We start from the raw sequence: 17,449 nt of genomic DNA on the forward strand, positions 1-17,449 counted from the left end.
TCTGCGTGACCGCGCATTAACTGAAAAGCGGCATAGTGGCTGGACCACTTGCCCTTGTAACGCCCTATTGGTGGCCTTACATTCGGCCTATCTACCGGCACTTCCAGATTGCCGGTCATCCGGGACAGGATTTTATGAACGGCAATTTTCGGAACTTCGCCATCTGGCTGGTGATCCTCTTCATGTTGATGGGCCTGTTTCAGGTCTTTCAGTCGTCGACCCGCTCCATTGCGGTGTCCGACAGGAGCTACAGCCAGTTTGTAAGCGACGTCGATGCGGGCAAGGTTTCGGCCGTCACCATCACCGACAATGTTGTCTCCGGCACTCTGAGCGACGGCACGCGGTTCGAAACCGTGATCCCGGCCGGCGCCGATATCGTGCCGCGTCTTGAGCAGCGTGGTGTCTCGATCACTGCCAAGGCGCAGGAGGGTAGCCCCTTCTGGTCGATCCTGCTGTCGAGCTGGCTGCCGTTCATCGTCATCATCGGCGTGTGGTTCTTCTTCATCCGCCAGATGCAGGGTGGCGGTCGCGGTGGCGCGATGGGCTTCGGCAAGTCGCGCGCCAAGCTCTTGACCGAGACCCAGGGCAAGGTGACGTTCGAGGACGTCGCCGGCGTGGACGAAGCCAAGCAGGACCTCGAGGAAATCGTCGAATTCCTGCGCGATCCGGGCAAGTTCCAGCGCCTGGGTGGCCGTATTCCGCGCGGTGTGCTGCTTGTCGGTCCTCCCGGTACCGGTAAGACGCTGCTGGCCCGTTCGGTCGCTGGCGAAGCCAACGTGCCCTTCTTCACCATTTCCGGTTCGGACTTCGTTGAAATGTTCGTCGGTGTCGGCGCCAGCCGCGTCCGCGACATGTTCGAGCAGGCCAAGAAGAATGCCCCGTGCATCATCTTCATCGACGAAATCGACGCCGTGGGCCGCCATCGTGGCGCTGGCCTCGGCGGCGGTAACGACGAGCGCGAACAGACCCTCAACCAGCTCCTGGTCGAGATGGACGGTTTCGAGGCGAACGAGGGCATCATCCTCATCGCCGCCACCAACCGCCCCGATGTGCTCGACCCGGCTCTGCTGCGTCCCGGCCGCTTCGACCGTCAGGTCGTGGTGCCGAACCCGGACGTTACCGGCCGCGAGCGCATCCTCAAGGTGCACGTGCGCAAGGTGCCGCTGGCTCCCGACGTGGACCTCAAGGTTCTGGCCCGTGGCACGCCCGGTTTCTCCGGCGCTGACCTCATGAACCTCGTCAACGAAGGCGCGCTCTTGGCCGCGCGGCGCAACAAGCGCTTCGTTACCATGGCGGAGTTCGAGGACGCCAAGGACAAACTCATGATGGGTGCCGAGCGCCGTACGCTCGCCATCTCCGAGGAAGAGAAGAAGCTCACTGCCTACCATGAGGCGGGCCACGCTCTCCTCGCCATCAAGATGGAAGGGTCCGACCCGATCCATAAGGCGACGATCATCCCGCGCGGCCGTGCGCTGGGCATGGTGATGCGTCTGCCCGAAAAGGACCAGGTGTCCCTGACCCGCCAGAAGTGCTATGCCGACCTCGCGGTCGCCATGGGTGGCCGTGTCGCCGAAGAGGAAATCTTCGGCTACGACAAGGTAACTTCCGGCGCTTCGGCCGACATCAAGATGGCCACGGGCCTTGCCCGCGCCATGGCGACCGAGTTCGGCATGTCCGACAAGCTCGGCCCGCTGCTTTACGGCGAGAACCAGGATGAGGTGTTCCTCGGCCGCTCGATGGTGCAGCGCAATACGCACCTCTCCGACGAGACCCAGCAACTGGTCGACGCGGAAGTGAAGCGGTTCGTTGAGGAAGGCTACCAGACGGCGCAGAAGGTCATTCGTGAATACATCGATGACCTCCACACCATCGCCAAGGCGCTCATCGAATACGAGACCCTGACCGGTGATGAAATCCGTGGCCTGATGAACGGGCAGAGCCCGTTCCGCGAGAGCGAGTCCGATGCTTCGCCCAAGTCGACGGGCGTGCCCTCGGCCGGCAAGACCTCGCGCCGGCGTCCCGATGCCGCCCCCGATGGCGGCATGGAGCCCCAGCCGGGCAATTGACCAAACAAAGGCCGCCTTCGGGCGGCCTTTTCCTTTGCGCGAAAGGGTGCGGTTTTCCAATATTTTGCCCTGATCCTGCGCTAATAAGCCTGACAACGAGCTGTTGTGGGGGAACCGCGCGGCGCTATATTGCGCCGTGATTTGGCACTTTTGGGCGAGTACATGGCGAGACAATATTTTGGTACCGATGGCATCCGAGGTTTGGCCAACGGCAAGAAGCTGACGCCGGAGTTGGCGCTCAAGGTCGGTATGGCGACCGGCATTGCCTTCCAGCGCGGCGACTATCGGCACCGCGTCGTGATCGGCAAGGATACGCGCCGCTCCGGCTATATGATCGAGAACGCGCTCACCGCCGGCTTCACGGCTGTCGGCATGGATGTGTTCCTCCTCGGCCCGATGCCAACACCTGCCGTCGCCATGCTCACGCGCTCGCTGCGCGCCGATCTTGGGGTCATGATCTCGGCCTCGCACAATCCCTTCGATGACAACGGCATCAAGCTCTTCCGTCCGGATGGCTACAAGCTTTCCGATGAGGTCGAAGCCCAGATCGAAGAGCTGATGAATTCCGATCTCACGCCCCGCCTCCAGCAGGGCAGGGGTATCGGTCGCGCCCATCGCGACGAGGAAGCGCGGACGCGTTACATCGAATACGCCAAGCGCACCCTTCCCAAGAATGCCGATCTTTCCGGCCTGCGCGTCGTGCTCGATTGCGCCAATGGCGCCTCCTATAAGGTCGCTCCGACTGCCCTCTGGGAGCTTGGTGCCGAGCTCTTCACGATCGGCGTCGAGCCCGATGGTTTCAACATCAACCATAAGGTCGGCTCGACCTCGCCCGAGGCCGTGGCGGCCAAGGTGCGTGAGCTGCGCGCCGATATCGGCATTGCGCTCGATGGCGATGCCGATCGCGTCATCATCGTCGATGAGAATGGTACCGTGGTCGATGGCGACCAATTCATGGCCGTGATCGCGCAATCCTGGCTGCAACGCGGCCAGTTGCAGGGCGGCGGCATCGTCGCCACCATCATGTCGAACCTGGGCCTCGAGCGCTACCTGACCACGCTCGGCCTCGGCCTCGAGCGCACCCAGGTGGGCGACCGCTACGTCCTCGAAGCCATGCGCGAAAAGGGCTTCAATGTCGGCGGCGAGCAGTCAGGCCACATCATCCTTTCCGACTTCACCACGACCGGCGACGGCCTCGTGGCTGCGCTCCAACTGCTCTCGGTCATCAAGGAGACCGGCGGCTCGGTGTCCGAGATCTGCTCGCGCTTCCAGCCGGTGCCGCAATTGCTGCAGAGCGTGCGCTATGGCCATGGCAAGCCGCTGGAGGACAAGAAGGTGGTCGATGCCATCGCTGCTGCCCGCGAGCGGCTCGGCAGCATGGGGCGCCTCGTGATCCGTGAATCGGGCACCGAGCCGGTGATCCGCGTGATGGGCGAGGCAGACGACAGCAGCCTCGTGGCCTCGATCGTCGAGGATATTACCAGCGTCATCCGTCAGGTTGCCTGACGGAGCCCTCCTCGCATCGCCGAGTAACCAGAAAGCGGGGCCATCGAGGCCCCGTTCTTCACGCATTTTAGCTTTCGATTAGGGTTAATCGCTAAGGTTAAGCCGGCATTAAGAAAAACACCGCATATTCCCCTTCGAAACGACTGGCGTCGTGGCACTTACGAAGGATTCGAAAGAGAAAATGCGCAAGCTGTTCGCATTGGTCATGGTGGCAGTAGCCGCCCTCGCCGTCGGCCCAGTGCGGGCCGCCGATATGCCCTATTACCCGCCTGTCATCGAGGTTCCCGACGTCGACTACGGCGTTGGCGGCTCTTTCTACCTGCGCGGTAGCGTTGCCGGTAATCTCTGGGCGGCGCGCAACTTTGAAAATCCCTGCGGTGGCTGCGGTACCGACGTGACTGACAGGGGCTATGGCTACAGCCTCGGCGCTGGCTTCGGTTACGAAACCGGTTCGGGCCTGCGCGCCGACGTGACGGTGGATTACCTTAACAATTCCGGCCTGACCTTCGGCAATGGCCGCAAGGCCAACCTGCGCGGCGGCCTGGCTCTCGCCAACGCCTATTACGACTTCAACTTCTCGGGCCTCTCCAGCTCGGCCGGCGGCTTCGGCGCCTATGTGGGTGCTGGTCTGGGTGCTGCCTGGGTCGACACGACCATCAACGAGCCCAACGGCACTGCCTGGGCCTGGGGTGATCGCTTCGAGCCCGCCGCTGCCGTCATGGCCGGCGTGACCTACGACATGGGTGCGATGGTTGCCGATGTCGGCTACCGCGGCGTCTACCTGCCGACGATCGGCAATACCCCGCCGAACATGGTCAACGCCTACGTCATCAACAACAACTGGATCCACGAAGTGCGCGGCACGCTCCGCTACCGCTTCAACTGACAAGCGATCCATGAACATTCCAAACGGCGCCCTTTGGGGCGCCGTTTTCGTTTCAGGCGTGGTGGGCGGTAACCGCTTCCATCATTTCACCCGAAGTGTTGCGGGTCGCGAAGGCGGCGATGTCGCCCATCGAGAGCATGCCGACCATCCGCTTGTTGCCGTCGATCACCGGCAGACGCCGCACGCCCTTGATTTCCATGAAATGCGCCGCGTCTTCGAGGTCTTCCTCGGTGCGGCAATAGAGGATCGGGCCGCTCATCACGTCGCGGGCGGTCATCACGTCGATGTCGCGGCCATCGGCCAGCCCGTGGCAGACGATGTCGCGATCGGTGACCATGCCGACCAGGCGGTCATTTTCTCCAATCGGCACCGCGCCGATATCTTCATCGCGCATGGCGCGCGCGATTTCGCGGACATTGGTATCGGGTGCGAACCAGGTAGCGCCCCGGTGCATGGCGTCTTTGACCTTCATTTCCGGCCTCCCTGTGCTTGGAATGAACGGGCGGCAGCAAAGGCTTCCGCCCATGGCAGAAACGTCCACGCGGGGCGGGGAGTTCCGTCAGTCGCCGAGCTGGAAGGCCTCGAAGCGCCCCAACGCTTCTTCGACAATGCCCTTGAGGCGGCCGCTCTCGTCGGGACGCACCCAGGTCCAGTTCTGGATCAGCACCTTGCGGACCGCCCGGTCGGTTTTGAGGTCGAGCGCCGCCACGATTTCCTCACCCACCAGCACAGGCAGCGAGAAATAGCCGTATTTGCGCTTGGCCTTGGGCACGTAAGCTTCGAAGAGATGATCGTAGCCGAAGATGGCGCTGGTTCGCTTGCGCTGGATGATGAGCGGGTCGAAGGGCGAAAGGATATGCACCAGTTCCTGACCCGGCTCGGGCATCGCGTCGAGCACTTCGGGCGTGGCCCAGAACTGCGGCTTTTCCACCCCTTCGATGGTCACCGGAACCAATTGCCTGCGCCGCACGCGCCCCTCGATCAGCTCCTTGAACACCGGCTTGCGCTTGGCTTCGAGATAGCTGATGGATTCAAGGCTCACGAGGCCCTGCGAGCGCAAGGCCCGATCGAGCAGGTATTCGGCGACCTGCTTGTCGGTCGCCGCTTTCGGCCGCTGGTTCCAGCCGAAATGACGCTCCATCAGCTCATAGGTCTTCACCATGCCGTTGCGCTCGGAAATGGCGAGGTCGCCGTTATAGAACCCCAGCTGCAGCACGCGCTTGGATGGCTTGCGGCTGGCCCAGGGATGGTCTTTCTCCACCAGTTCGTCATCATCGATATCGCGTATGGATAGGGCGCCATCCTTGCGGATGTTACGCAGCATGCGCTTGAGGTCGTTCGGGTTGGCATCCGCATACCACCGGCTGGGCTCGGTCTTGTGCCGCTTCATCTCGGGCAGGAAGAAGCGCAGGTCGCGCGTCGGCACGTAGGAGAGGGCATGCGTCCAGTATTCGAAGACGCTCTTGTCCATGCTCTGTGCCTGTCGCAGGTCGCCACGGCGATAGCCTGGGATGCGGGAGAAGAGGATGTGGTGGTGCGAGCGTTCGATGACGTTGATCGTGTCGATCTGCACGTAGCCCAGATGCTCGACGGCAAGGCGTGTCGCCTCGGGGCCCTCACCAAACGGGGCCGCTTCGTCCAGCCGCTGCGCATGCAGCCAGATGCGGCGCGCCTGGGAGGGCGTGATGGTCCTGATCCTGGAAGCTTTGGCCGGCACGGCGAATCAACCCGCTGACATTGCACGAGGCTGAATTAGGCCATGTTTCTCGTTTTGTTCGCAACTGCCCGTCAATGGGCAATGGGCTCGATGGTGATGCCCACCGACTTGAAGGCGGGGGTGCGGCTGCGCTCGTCGATAGCGGTTCCGACGAGCACATTGGCCTCCGGGTAATAGGCCAGGGCGCTTCCGCGCGGCAGGTCGAACGGCACGACCCGGGCCTCCATGCGCCCGGTCTCGGACTTCACCCACACGCGCTGGTCCTCCGAGACGCCAAAGGCCGCCATGTCCTCGCGATTAAGGAAAAGCGAGTCGCGCCCCGCGCCATAGCGGTAGCTGTCGCGCTCCTCGTAGATGATGGTATTGAACTGCCCTTCGCTGCGCACCGTCGCCAGTTGAAGCGGCGCGGTCGGCTGCGCGGGCAGGGGCGTCACAACGAAGCGGGCCTTGCCGTCCGGCATGCCGAAATGCGGCTCGTGCAAGAGGCGGTTGGCGATGTGAAATTCGCGCTTGGCGACGTCGATGTCCGCCAGTTGCTCCATGCCCGGCACGATGCTGGCAATGGCCTCGCGGATTTTCGCATGGTGCTTGAATGCCGCGAAGGGAACTGGGCTTGCGGGTAGCATCATGGTCGCCAGATCGCACAGGATCGTGCTTTCCGGCCGCACATTACCCAGCCGGCGGATGCCGCCATCCGACAGACGCACGAAGTTGAACATGGATTCCTGCGTGGTCGGCTCCCATTCCTCGTCGCGTGCCGTCACCGGCAGGATCAGCGCCTCCCCTTCACCCAGGCCATGCACATGGCCCTGGTTGAGCGTGGTGGTGAGGAAGAGCTTGAAGCCGATCCGCGCCAGCGCCGCCTCGGCGAAGGCGGTGTCGGGCGTCGCGCCGTAGAGATTGCCGCCCATGATGACGGCTGCGTCGATCGCTCCGTCATGGGCCGCCTGGATGCAGCCCATCGTGTCGAGGCCGCGTTCGGCGGGGAAGGTGACGCCGAAAGCCCGCTCCATCTTGGCGAGCACATCGCGCGCCAGCACCGGCTTGACGCCGATCGTGCCGATGCCCTGCACGTTGGAATGCCCGCGCAGCGGCAGCAGGCCGGCAAAGGGGCGGCCGATCATGCCCCGCAGCAGCGCCAGGTTGGCGATGGCCTCGACATTGGCCGTGCCGTGGAGGTGGTGGGTCATGCCCATGCCCCAGGCGAAAACCGCATTGCGCGAGGCTGCATAGCGCCGCGCGATCTCTTGGATCTCCTGCCGGGGCACGCCGCAGGCTGCTTCGATGTCGTCCCACCCGAGGCTTGCAACATCTGCGCTGAAATCCTCGAACCCATTGGTATGGGCCGAGAGAAAAACCGCGTCCTCGGCTGCCATCTCGATCACCGCCTTGGCGATGCCCTTGAGGAGCGCGATATCGCTGCCGATCCGGGGCTGCACGAAAAGCGAGGCGATCTCTGTGCCGCCGGCCAGCATCGAGCTCGGGCTCTTGGGCACGGCGAACTTCACCAGCCCCGGCTCCCTGGCCGGGTTGATGACGATCACCTCGCCGCCCCGGTCGCGGCAATTCTTGAGCATGTGGATGAAGCGGGGATGGTTGGACGAGGGATTGGCCCCAATCACGAAGATCAGGTCCGCGCCCTTGAGGTCGGCCAGTTCGACCGTCGCCGTGCCTTTGCCGATCGTCGTCGCCAGGCCTTCGCTCGTCGCCTGGTGGCAGTAATACGAGCAGTTGTTGACGTTGTTGGTGCCGTAGGCGCGGGCGAGAAGCTGGAAGATGAAGCCCGCCTCATTCGAGGATCGCCCCGAGGAATAGAAGAACGAGCGGCGCGGGTCGGTCGCGCGCAGGCGCGTGGCCGCCAGGTCGAGCGCGAAATCCCAGGTGACTTCGTGGAAGCGCTGGCTGTTGCGGGATTTGTAGATCGGGTTGCCCAGACGCCCCAGATGCTCCATCTCGCGCCCCGAAAGCTCCATCAGGTCGCTGATCGGGTGGTGCTCGAAGATCTGGTAGGGGATAGCCGGCTGGATATCGGTCGATTGCGCCTGCACCGATTTGTTGCAGACCGAAGGGAATTCGCCCAGCTCGTTTGTCATGCCGCCCATCTGGCCGCCCATGCCATAGGCGCAGGCCTTGCAGGTGTTCCTGGCGGTCAGCGCCTTGGCGGCCTTGCCGATGCCGATCCGCGAGACCGTGGCGAGCGTATAGAGCACCTTCTTGGGCCCGCCGCCGACGATCGGCTTGTGTTCGTTCATGTCGTTCTCCCCACCGGGAGAGTGGCAGGCCGAGCCGGGCTGGACAAGAGGCGCGTGAGATGCGCATCTTGCGCCCCGGCCGCTTCTGCCGCACTTTGCGGCGCCCCAAGTCTACAAACTGTCTATGAGTCCCCCCATGAAACTCGGAACCGAACTCGCCCGCCTCACCGCAGGCATCGACCAGCTTTACCGCTCGACGCCGCGCAGCGACGGCTTTCTCGACAAGGAAGGGCTCATTCCGGTCGCCGTGGCCGAGGTCGAGCCCACCTCGCTGCGTGACTATGCCGAAGCGACGGGCGCCCTCGAAGCGCTCCTGGCCCGCGTGCCGGCCGAGGCCGAGAGCGAGCTGCGCAAGGCCTATGTCAGCGAAATGATCGACTCGCTCCTGGCGCTGGTCACGACCTTTGCCGAAAAGGACATCTCCTTCGCCGACCGCGTACGCCGCCAGATCCGCGTTTCGACGCAGAAGGTCGACGATGCCACGCTCGACGGCTATCGCACGATCATCGCCGAGAAGCTCGCCGAGATCGGCTATGGCGGTACGGACCTCGGCAGCGATGTCCGCCGTTGGGAAGCCGACGTGCGCGTGCCGCGCGAGCAGGTGCTCGATACGATGCGCAAGCTCACCGCCGATGCCCGTGCCAAGGTCAGCGCCACCATGTACGAGATGGGCGATGATTGGCTCGAACCCGATGAAGTGCGCGGCGTGCCGTTCTCTGCCTATTGCGACTATCGGGGCCGCAAGCTGCTGCTCAATCTCGACCATCCCTATACGATCTACGCGCTCAAGCACCTGGCGACCCACGAGGCCTTCCCGGGCCATCTCGTGCACCTGGCCCTGCGCCAGCGCTATGTCGCCGACGGCTCGATGCCGCTCGATGGCGCGCAGGTGGTGACCAGCTCCGCCTCGAGCGCACTTTTCGAAGGCATTGCCGATAACGGCCTCTTCTTCATCGATTGGGTGGAAACGCCCGAGGATGAGCTGGCGGTGGCTCTCCAGCGCCTGCGCGGCGCGCTGCGCTGCAATGCCGCCTGGCAGCACCATGTCGAGGGCAAGTCGATCGAGGAGATCGCAGCCGCCAATGCCGAAGCCGGCTACATGGACGTGGCGACCACGGCCTCGCGCCTCGGTTTCCTGCGCCACGGTCTGCGGGCGCCGTTCGTTTACGCCTATTGGTGCGGCGATATGGCGGTGCACGATGTCTGGAAGACGGTGCCGCGCGAGCGTCGTGCCGAATTCTGGCAGTACCTCTACGGCAACATGCACACGCCTTCCACGCTCAAGGCGTTCTGGCGCTAGCCATCAGCCAGTCGCGAAAACACTTCGCGGCGGCAGAGCCCATAATGCCCGGCCGATAGGTCAGGGCGTAGTTGACTGCCGCCGGCATGCTCTCGATAAAGCAGCGAACGAGCGTGCCGGCGCGCAGGTCGTCCTGGACCAGCGAACTGCGCACCAGGGCGAAGCCTTCCCCGCGGCGGCAGGCTTCGAGCATTTCGGCAAAAGAATTATAGATCGGCCCGCTGGCGATCGCAGCCTCCATCTCCTTGTCGAACGCGGCGCGGTCGGCGTTGTCGGGTAGCACGATGCTCTGCTCGTACCAGCGCTGCCAGTCGAGCGCGGTATGGCGCGCGCCCTGATATTGCAGCAGCGGCGCGGCCCGCAAAGCCTCGCGTTTGGGCAGCCGCGCGGCGAGGTCCGGCGAGGAGACGGCGAATTCCTCGTCGTGCCAGAAGGGCTCGCTGACAACGTCGCGGTGCGAGGTGCCCAGCCAGATGGCCAAATCTACCCCATCCGCCCCGAAATCGGGGACGCGATAGCCCACGACGAGCTTCACTTCGATCGCCGGGTAAAGCGCGCAGAAATCCGGCAGTCGCGCGCTCAGCCATTGGCTGAAGAATTCCGGCGTCACCGACAGGGTCAGCGACTGCGCATCCGCCTCCGTCCGTGCCGACCACAGCGCATCATCGAGCAGGTCCAGGGCCCGCTCAACCTGCGGCAGCAGACGGTCGCCCAGTGGCGTCAGCCGCGCGCCGTGGCGGCCGCGGTCGAAGAGCCTGGCGCCGAGCCAATCCTCAAGTTGCGCCATCTGGTGGCTGACGGCGGTCTGGGTCAGGTGCAATTGCTCGGCCGCGCGGCCGAAGCCGCCGGTATGGGCGATGGCGCAGAAGGCACGCAAGGTCGGCAATGGTGGCAAGATACGATCGAGGTGCATGAGAAATCCTCATGTATGGGGGCGTCGAGGTTTCATTTTAACCCGCACCATCATTGTGCAATTGATGCTCGCCGAGAGTCCAGCGGATGACGTTTCATGATGAACACGTATGCTTTCCTGCGTGATCGACGGCAGCGTTGGCTGCTCGCCTGTTCGGTGCCGGCCGATCTTGCCGATTGGCTCGACTATGTCGCTATCCTCTCGCTGCTGGTCTTCGTCTGGGGAGAGGGCCCGCTGGTCCTTGCCGGTTTTGCCATCTGTCTCGCGGCACCCTATGCGCTGATCGGCCCGTGGCTCGCGGTCTGGGTCGACAGGGACGAGCCGGGCCGGGCTATGCTCCTCGCCAATCTCGGGCGTGCCGCAACGACCGCGCTCATCCTCGTGGCGTCCAATGTCGTTGCCGTGCTCGCCATCGTGCTGCTGCGCTCGGCCGTCGACTCGCTCTTTGCACCCGCCCGCCAGGCAATGATCCAGCGCATCACGTCCGATGCCGATCTGGGCACGGTCAATGGTCTCCACCACGCCATCAACCAGACGGCCAAGGTCGTCGGCCCCGGGCTGGGCGGCCTGTTGCTTGCCGTCATGCCCTTTAACTGGGTCATTGGTACCAACGCCATCCTCTCCCTCCTTGCCGCTCTCGCCTGCCTGCCGCTGGCCGGCAGGCAGGCGCTCCCGAGCCTACAAACGAAGGACGAGCAAGGCGGCGGTATCATCGAGGGCTTTGCAGTCTTCACCCGTGACAGGCTCCTGCTGCTGGCCCTGCTCTTCGCCGCCGGCGCCTTCTTCGCCTTCTTCCTCTACGACAGCCAGCTCGCTCTCGTGGCAGTGTTGTTCGGGCTGGGGCAGGAAGGTTTTGCGCTCAGCGTTGCCTCGTCGGGCGCAGGCGGCGTGGTCGGAGCCCTGCTGGCGGGGCGGCTCGCCGGCCAGCGACCCATGCCGGTGATGATCCTTGCTGCTGTGGTTTCGGGGCTTACCACCATGGCGGTCTCGGTCTGGGCCATGCTCGGCCTGCCCATGGGGCTGGCGCCCTTCCTGTTGATCCTCGCTGCGATGGGCGGCACGACAGCGATGATGATGGTGCCGTTCCGCGTGCTCATGCAGCGGCGGGTGCCGCAGGCCGTGATGGCTCGCGCCTCGGCCACCAGCGAGGCGGTCATAACCGCGGTCATGCTGGCCGCGCCGCTGCTCGGTGGCGCGATTTCGGCGCAATGGGGCGTGGCCGTCGCCATGTGCCTCGGCGGGACGCTGGTCGTGCTGCTGGCCCTTGCCACCCTCGGCGGGCTGCGTTTCGCCGGGGAACGATCGAGCGGGCGCGTAAGCGCTTAGTGACGTCTAGAGGTCTTTCTCGGCCAGCTCGCGGAAAGCCTCGGGCACCGAGCGACCAGCCTCGAGCATCACCGAGCCATAGCCTATCGCCTCCCAGCCGAAACGGTCGCGCACCGCGTCCATGGCCCGGTCCGCCGTCCAGCGGCCCCGACCGATCCTGGTGCCCGGCCGCAGCGGTTCGTCGCCAAGACCCAGCGGCAGCTCAAGCTGCAACAGAGGCTGTTTTTCGAGATGCGAGACCGAGATGGCGAGAAGCGAGATCGCTCGCTCTTCCGGATGGTCACGGCGCACCTGCCGCACCAGGGTCTCGGCCACCTCCGCCAGTATTGCGGTCGCGGCGACCGGAGCGCCGAGCGTGGCCGCGCGGGTCACGGCATGCATGTCGGCAAAGCGCACCCGCACCGTCACGGTCCACCCGGCCAGCGCCTTGGCGCGCAGCCGCGAGCCGATGCGGTCGGCGAGGTGTCGCAAGGCAGGGCGGTAGATATGCTCGGCGAAGGGGCGTCGCCCGAGCGCCGATTGCGCGCCCGCCGAACGTGCGCGCCGATGCGTCTCGATCACGCGCGGATCCTGGTTCCAGGCCAGTGCCGAAAGCTTCTCGCCCGCCGCATGCCCGACCAGTCGCTCCAGCGACTTGCCGGGCAGATCTGCCATCTGTCCGATGGTGCGAATGCCAGCATCGGCGAGTTTCTGCCGCGTCACCGGCCCGACGCCCCACATGAGCTCCACCGGCAGGTCATGAAGGAACGCGATTTCGTCTGCCGGGTCGACCACCACCAGGCCATCGGGCTTGGCCACCTGCGAGGCGATCTTGGCCAGGTGCTTGGTCCGCGCCACGCCCACCGACATCGGCAGCCCCAGTTCCTCGCGCACCCGCTTGCGCACCAGCCGCGCCACGTCCACCGGCGGCCCGAAAAGATGCGCGGTACCGGCGACGTCGGCAAAGGCCTCGTCGATCGAGATGCGCTCGACCAGCGGCGTATAGTCCCCGAGCACGCGGATCGCCGCGTCGCCGAGCCGCTGGTAGTCCTCGAAGTGTCCGCCCACGAAGAGCAGGTGCGGGCAAAGCTCACGCGCCTTGCGCCCGGGCATGCCGCCATGCACGCCGAAGGCCTTGGCCTCGTAGGAGGCCGCCAGCACCACTCCGCCGCCCACGGCTATGGGTTTGCCGCGCAGTTCCGGGTTCAGCAATTGCTCGACCGACGCGTAGAAGGCGTCGAGGTCGGCATGGAGAATAGTTGCCTCGTTCTCCATCTGCTCGTGCGATCCTCAGGTTGAGAGCTAGAACATAACAAGAACAAAACTGCGGTCAAGACGAGTCGCAATCATGAAATCTGAAAGCGCGTCGGAGGCACATCCTTAACTCTGCCCCGAGAAAGTCCGCGTGCTTTCGTCCGCCGCCAAGTGCCGGCAGGCGGCCGTTAAATCTCTATTCCAACTTGAAAAGTAGCGTTTCCTCAGCCCGGCGCGTGTCCGCGTCCGGTTTCAAGTGGGGGTTTTGATGAACGGCTGTACCTGTAACACGCCTCACGGGGCGGAATGCGATCACACGCATCGCGACGAATTGCTCGATCCGGGCCGCCGGATGTTCATGGCGAGCGCGGTTGCCGCCGGCGCCGCGGCGACCGTGGGCTTCTCCAGCATTTCAGCCGTCGCGGCTCCTTCAGAGGACAAGAAGAAGTTCATGGAAGAGGCGACTCGCCTCGCCATTGAATCGGTCGAGAAGGGCTGGGGCGGCCCGTTCGGCGCCGTCATCGTCAAGGACGGCGAGATCATCGGGCGCGGCCAGAACCGCGTGCTGCTGACCGGCATTCCCGTATTCCATGCCGAGATCACCGCGATCATCGACGCTTCGACCCGCCTCAATCCCAAGGCCCTGCTCGGCAGCGATTACGGCGCCGGCACGATCCTCGAGATGATCCCGCGTGAAGAAGGCTCGCCCGACCCGGTGCCCGAGCGCGCCAGGATGCTCAAGGGTTGCGAGATCTATATCAACGGCGCCCCGTGCCCCATGTGCATGAGCGCGATCTACTGGTCGCGCATCGACCACCTCTATTTCGCGGCCAGCCTCAAGGACACCAGCGCCATCGGCTTCGACGACGCGTTCCAGTACGAAGACTTCGCCAAGCCCTGGACCGAGCGCCGCATCGCGGTGACCGAAGGCTTCGAGCGCGATACCGGCCTCAAGGCCTATGAGGCCTGGATGAACAAGCAGGATCGTCACCCCTACTGATCCAGGGAACCGCTCAGACGCAAACGCCGCCGCGAGACCTTCGCGGCGGCGTTTGTGTTGTCTGCGTTGTAGGAGCGGCTAGGGAGTCATGTCCGCCGGAACCGGCGGCGGCTCATGGAGCAGGGTGATCTTGATGCGCTCGTTGGCTGCGAGGTACGGGTCGTTCGGGAAGAGCGGCTCGGCCATCGCGCGCCCGGCCACCGTATTCACGTGGTCGTCGGAAAGCCCGAACTCGGCGAGGATTTCGCGCACGACATTGGCGCGGTCGCTGGTGAGCTGCCAGGGGCCGTAATTCTGGTTCGGGAACGAGCCGCCCGCCGCCGTGTGGCCCGAAATCGTGATCTGGTTCGATTGCTGTTGGAGCACCGGGGCGATGGCAGCGATGGCCTTGCGGGTCAGCTCGAACGGATATTTCGAGCCTTCCGGGAACATCGGCCGGCCTTCCTGGTCGACGATCAGGATGTTGAGGCCTTCCGGCGTCTCTTCGAGCAGCAGGTTGTCCTGGATCTTCGTGATGTCGGGCATGGCCTGCCAGGCCTGGCGGATGCTGGCCGCGGCGCTCTTGAACGCCAGGTCGTCCTTGGCCTGCATCTCGGTCTGCGAGCTGCGGGTGTCGTTGGTCTTGCCCTTCTGCCCGTCGATGCCGGAAATGGCGGCGATGTCCTCGCCGGGCTTCGTGCTCGGGGGCGGGGTGGCGATCACGTCCTGCTGGGAGGGCGAGCGGCCAGCCATCTTGGCGCCGACTTCATCGAGCGCACGACCGCCGAGGAAGCCGCCGGCGCCGCTCGTGCTCTGGCTCACCTTGTTGGGCGCGAAATAGTCGGAAAGCCCCTTCTTCTGCTCGGGCGTGGTCATGCTGATCAGCCAGAGCAGGAGGAAGAAGGCCATCATGGCCGTCACGAAGTCGGCATAGGCGATCTTCCAGGCGCCGCCGTGATGGGCATGCGCGCCCTTCTTGACGCGCTTGATGATGATGGGTTGTTCAAGGCTGGCCATGGTTCAGGTGTCGCTCGCTCAGGCCGCGATCTGCAGGTTGGCGGTCGCTTCGTCGATCTCGGTGAACGACGGGCGGTCTTCCGACATCAGCATCTTGCGGGCGAATTCGATGGCCATGACCGGCGGATTGCCCGAGATGTGTGCGAGCAGGCCCACCTTCATCGAGAGGAAGTACTTGGCCTCGGCCTCGTAGATGTTGCGCAGCGCCTGCGCCATCGGGCCGAAAAAGGCATAGGCGACGAAGACGCCCAGGAACGTACCCACGAGCGCGCCGCCGATCATGTGGCCGAGCACTTCGGGCGGCTCGCTGATCGAGCCCATGGTCTTGATCACGCCGAGCACGGCGGCCACGATGCCGAGGGCCGGGGTGCCGTCGGCGAGGGCCTGGATGGCGTTGACCACCCGGTGGTTTTCCTGGTGGTGGGTTTCCAGTTCCTCGTCCATGAGCGCGTCCATCTCATGCACGTTATTGGTGCCCAGGGTCACCATGCGCAGGTAGTCGCACATGAACTCGACCGCGTGGTGATTGGAGGCGAAGGTGGGGAACTGTGCGAAGAGCGAGGAGTCCTTGGGGTTCTCGATATGCGGCTCGAGCGCCAGCATGCCCTTGGACTGGACGAGCTTGAAGAGCGTGAACTGCAGGCCCAGCAACTCGACATAGGCGGCCTTGTTGTAGCGCGGGCCGCGGATGAGCGATTTGAAGATGCCGCTGCACTGCTTGAGCACCGGCCCGGTATTACCGATGACGAAGGCGCCGAAGGCGGCGCCGAGAATGATCAGCGCCTCGAAAGGCTGAATGAGCACTTCCAGGTGCCCGCCCATCGCCGCGTAGCCGCCGATGACGGAGGCGATGACGATAATGATACCAACGATGAGACGCATTCTACTCGGTACTCACACTCAGCCGGGCCAGCCCGGTTACAACTTATCCGACGCAGCGAGTCATGAAGCACTGGGGCGTTGGGGGAGCGTTGGGTAGAAGACGTAATTAAGAACGCAGCAATCAATATTACTGGTCAATTAAGTTTCCGACCGCCCCCGCACGTCGACGTGAAGTCATTCTCACGCCTGCATATTCAGCGGATTTACATTAACGGCCAGTTTATTCGGAGCGCGCGCCGATCACGGCAGCGAGAGGAAAAGGGGATTGCGACCCTTTAACGCAAGAGGGCGCCGATGGCGCCCTCCGCAAGATCCGTCGAACTCAGGCTTCCTGGATGGCCGAGAGCTTCCAGTCGCCCCCGCGCGGGCGGGTGAAGGTCCACAATTCGGTGGCCTCCGTGGCGCGGTCCGGGTCGCCATCGACTACCCGGCCGCTGGCGCGTTCGCGGGTAACGTCCACCGACGAATAGCGCATGGCGGCGGTGGCATATTCGACATTGCCCTCGCGCCAGGCTTCCGACAGGTCGCCCTGCAGCAGCTTGACGTCGGCAACCTCGTTCTTGACGCCAGCCGTGGCATTGTTACCCAGTTCCTCGGAGAGGTAGGACATCATTTCGGGCGTCGTCAGTGCGCGCAGAGCCGCATAATTTTCCTGCGTGAAGGCGGCCTGAACGCGGGTCAGCATCGATTCGAATGTCTCGAGGTCCGCCTGCGAAACGCCGATCTCGTCGGGATTGCCGGGCTTGCGGCTCGAAGTCGAGCTCGGACCGGCGCCATAGCGTTGGCCGGCCGCCGAGCCGTTATCCCGATAGGGCGCCTCATAGGCATTGACGCTCGGGCCGCCTGCCGTAGCGCGACGGCCACCCGCCGGGCTCGGGCGGAAGAAGCGCATGGCCAGGTAGATGAGGCCACCGATGATTGCCACCTGCGCAAGCAGGGCCAGCATGCCGCCAAAGCCACCGAAACCGGCGCCGAAGAGCAGGCCAAGCAGGCCGCCGAACATGAGGCCGCGCAACATGGCGCCGCCGAACCCGCTGCCGAAGCCGCGCGTCTGGGCCGCATTGGCGGCTGGCGTCGCGGCATTGTTCTGCTGCGTCATCGAGCGCTGGACGGGCGGAGTGGTCATGGGTGCGGTATTGGTCGGTGCCGGCGCCTGGAACGTGCGCGTGCCGCGACTGCCGAAGCTACCGCCCCTGCGGGCCTCGGCCTGATCGACCGTGGCCATGGAAAGGACCAGGACGAGCGATGCAAGCAGACTGGCGAGCCGGAAGCCCCGGGAAGCGAACATTGTTTGACCCTTGCTGGAACTGATGTTTCACGCACGCATGTAGGACATGCTGCGCCCGGTTTTAAGTTGCCAGGACGAAAAAAG

Annotated in this window: 14 protein-coding genes; 6 read left to right on the forward strand and 8 right to left on the reverse strand. The window is 64.3% G+C overall.

Features of this window, described 5'->3' with window-relative positions:
• Positions 1-134 precede the first annotated feature (134 nt).
• The 3 genes from ftsH (at position 135) to JNE37_RS12185 (ending at position 4,458) form a co-directional block, all read left to right on the forward strand.
• Positions 135-2,066 (forward strand): ATP-dependent zinc metalloprotease FtsH, encoded by a 1,932-nt coding sequence (gene ftsH, locus JNE37_RS12175; protein ID WP_035035683.1) that lies wholly within the window; start codon positions 135-137, stop codon positions 2,064-2,066.
• A gap of 162 nt (positions 2,067-2,228) precedes the next feature.
• A complete protein-coding gene (gene glmM / locus JNE37_RS12180) occupies positions 2,229-3,572 on the forward strand; it encodes a phosphoglucosamine mutase (protein ID WP_035035686.1) in 1,344 nt (447 codons plus the stop codon).
• A gap of 181 nt (positions 3,573-3,753) precedes the next feature.
• Positions 3,754-4,458: an outer membrane protein gene (locus JNE37_RS12185; protein ID WP_035035690.1), complete on the forward strand. Its 705-nt coding sequence runs from the start codon at positions 3,754-3,756 to the stop codon at positions 4,456-4,458.
• A gap of 52 nt (positions 4,459-4,510) precedes the next feature.
• Here the strand turns inward: JNE37_RS12185 and JNE37_RS12190 are convergent, their stop codons facing one another.
• The 3 genes from JNE37_RS12190 to JNE37_RS12200 all read right to left on the reverse strand — a co-directional run bounded on the left by JNE37_RS12190 (position 4,511) and on the right by JNE37_RS12200 (position 8,427).
• Entirely contained in the window at positions 4,511-4,930 is a 420-nt protein-coding gene (locus JNE37_RS12190; RefSeq protein WP_203062980.1) for a CBS domain-containing protein, read from the reverse strand.
• 87 nt (positions 4,931-5,017) lie between these two features.
• A complete protein-coding gene (locus JNE37_RS12195; protein ID WP_203062982.1) occupies positions 5,018-6,175 on the reverse strand; it encodes a winged helix-turn-helix domain-containing protein in 1,158 nt (385 codons plus the stop codon).
• Positions 6,176-6,246: 71 nt separating this feature from the next.
• Positions 6,247-8,427 carry an FdhF/YdeP family oxidoreductase gene (locus JNE37_RS12200; protein WP_203062990.1) on the reverse strand — a complete coding sequence of 727 codons (2,181 nt, stop codon included), beginning with the start codon at positions 8,425-8,427 and terminating at the stop codon, positions 6,247-6,249.
• A 136-nt stretch (positions 8,428-8,563) separates the two neighbouring features.
• Here JNE37_RS12200 and JNE37_RS12205 point away from each other — a divergent pair, with 136 nt between their 5' ends.
• Positions 8,564-9,727 (forward strand): hypothetical protein, encoded by a 1,164-nt coding sequence (locus JNE37_RS12205; protein WP_203062991.1) that lies wholly within the window; start codon positions 8,564-8,566, stop codon positions 9,725-9,727.
• Here JNE37_RS12205 and JNE37_RS12210 read toward each other — a convergent pair.
• Positions 9,708-10,640, reverse strand: coding sequence for a LysR substrate-binding domain-containing protein (locus JNE37_RS12210; RefSeq protein WP_203062993.1), 933 nt, complete (start codon positions 10,638-10,640; stop codon positions 9,708-9,710). The genes JNE37_RS12205 and JNE37_RS12210 overlap by 20 nt on opposite strands.
• Before the next feature lie 96 nt (positions 10,641-10,736).
• Here JNE37_RS12210 and JNE37_RS12215 point away from each other — a divergent pair, with 96 nt between their 5' ends.
• Positions 10,737-11,966 carry an MFS transporter gene (locus tag JNE37_RS12215; RefSeq protein ID WP_203062995.1) on the forward strand — a complete coding sequence of 410 codons (1,230 nt, stop codon included), beginning with the start codon at positions 10,737-10,739 and terminating at the stop codon, positions 11,964-11,966.
• Positions 11,967-11,972: 6 nt separating this feature from the next.
• On the opposite strand, the gene dinB is transcribed toward JNE37_RS12215, so the two are convergent.
• Complete coding sequence (dinB, locus tag JNE37_RS12220) at positions 11,973-13,220, reverse strand: DNA polymerase IV (protein ID WP_203063000.1); 1,248 nt, start codon at positions 13,218-13,220, stop codon at positions 11,973-11,975.
• Between the two features lie 247 nt (positions 13,221-13,467).
• Here dinB and JNE37_RS12225 point away from each other — a divergent pair, with 247 nt between their 5' ends.
• Positions 13,468-14,199, forward strand: a complete 732-nt coding sequence (locus tag JNE37_RS12225) for a nucleoside deaminase (RefSeq protein WP_200879828.1) — start codon at positions 13,468-13,470, stop codon at positions 14,197-14,199.
• A 78-nt stretch (positions 14,200-14,277) separates the two neighbouring features.
• On the opposite strand, the gene JNE37_RS12230 is transcribed toward JNE37_RS12225, so the two are convergent.
• From JNE37_RS12230 to JNE37_RS12240, 3 genes are all read right to left on the reverse strand, one after another.
• Positions 14,278-15,195: a flagellar motor protein MotB gene (locus JNE37_RS12230; protein WP_035095216.1), complete on the reverse strand. Its 918-nt coding sequence runs from the start codon at positions 15,193-15,195 to the stop codon at positions 14,278-14,280.
• Positions 15,196-15,213: 18 nt separating this feature from the next.
• A complete protein-coding gene (gene motA / locus JNE37_RS12235; protein WP_035035717.1) occupies positions 15,214-16,077 on the reverse strand; it encodes a flagellar motor stator protein MotA in 864 nt (287 codons plus the stop codon).
• Between the two features lie 322 nt (positions 16,078-16,399).
• Positions 16,400-17,365 carry a Tim44 domain-containing protein gene (locus tag JNE37_RS12240; protein ID WP_203063001.1) on the reverse strand — a complete coding sequence of 322 codons (966 nt, stop codon included), beginning with the start codon at positions 17,363-17,365 and terminating at the stop codon, positions 16,400-16,402.
• Between the last annotated feature and the right edge of the window lie 84 nt (positions 17,366-17,449).

Origin of the sequence: Paradevosia shaoguanensis, from assembly GCF_016801025.1 — a bacterium.
Lineage (GTDB): Bacteria > Pseudomonadota > Alphaproteobacteria > Rhizobiales > Devosiaceae > Paradevosia > Paradevosia shaoguanensis.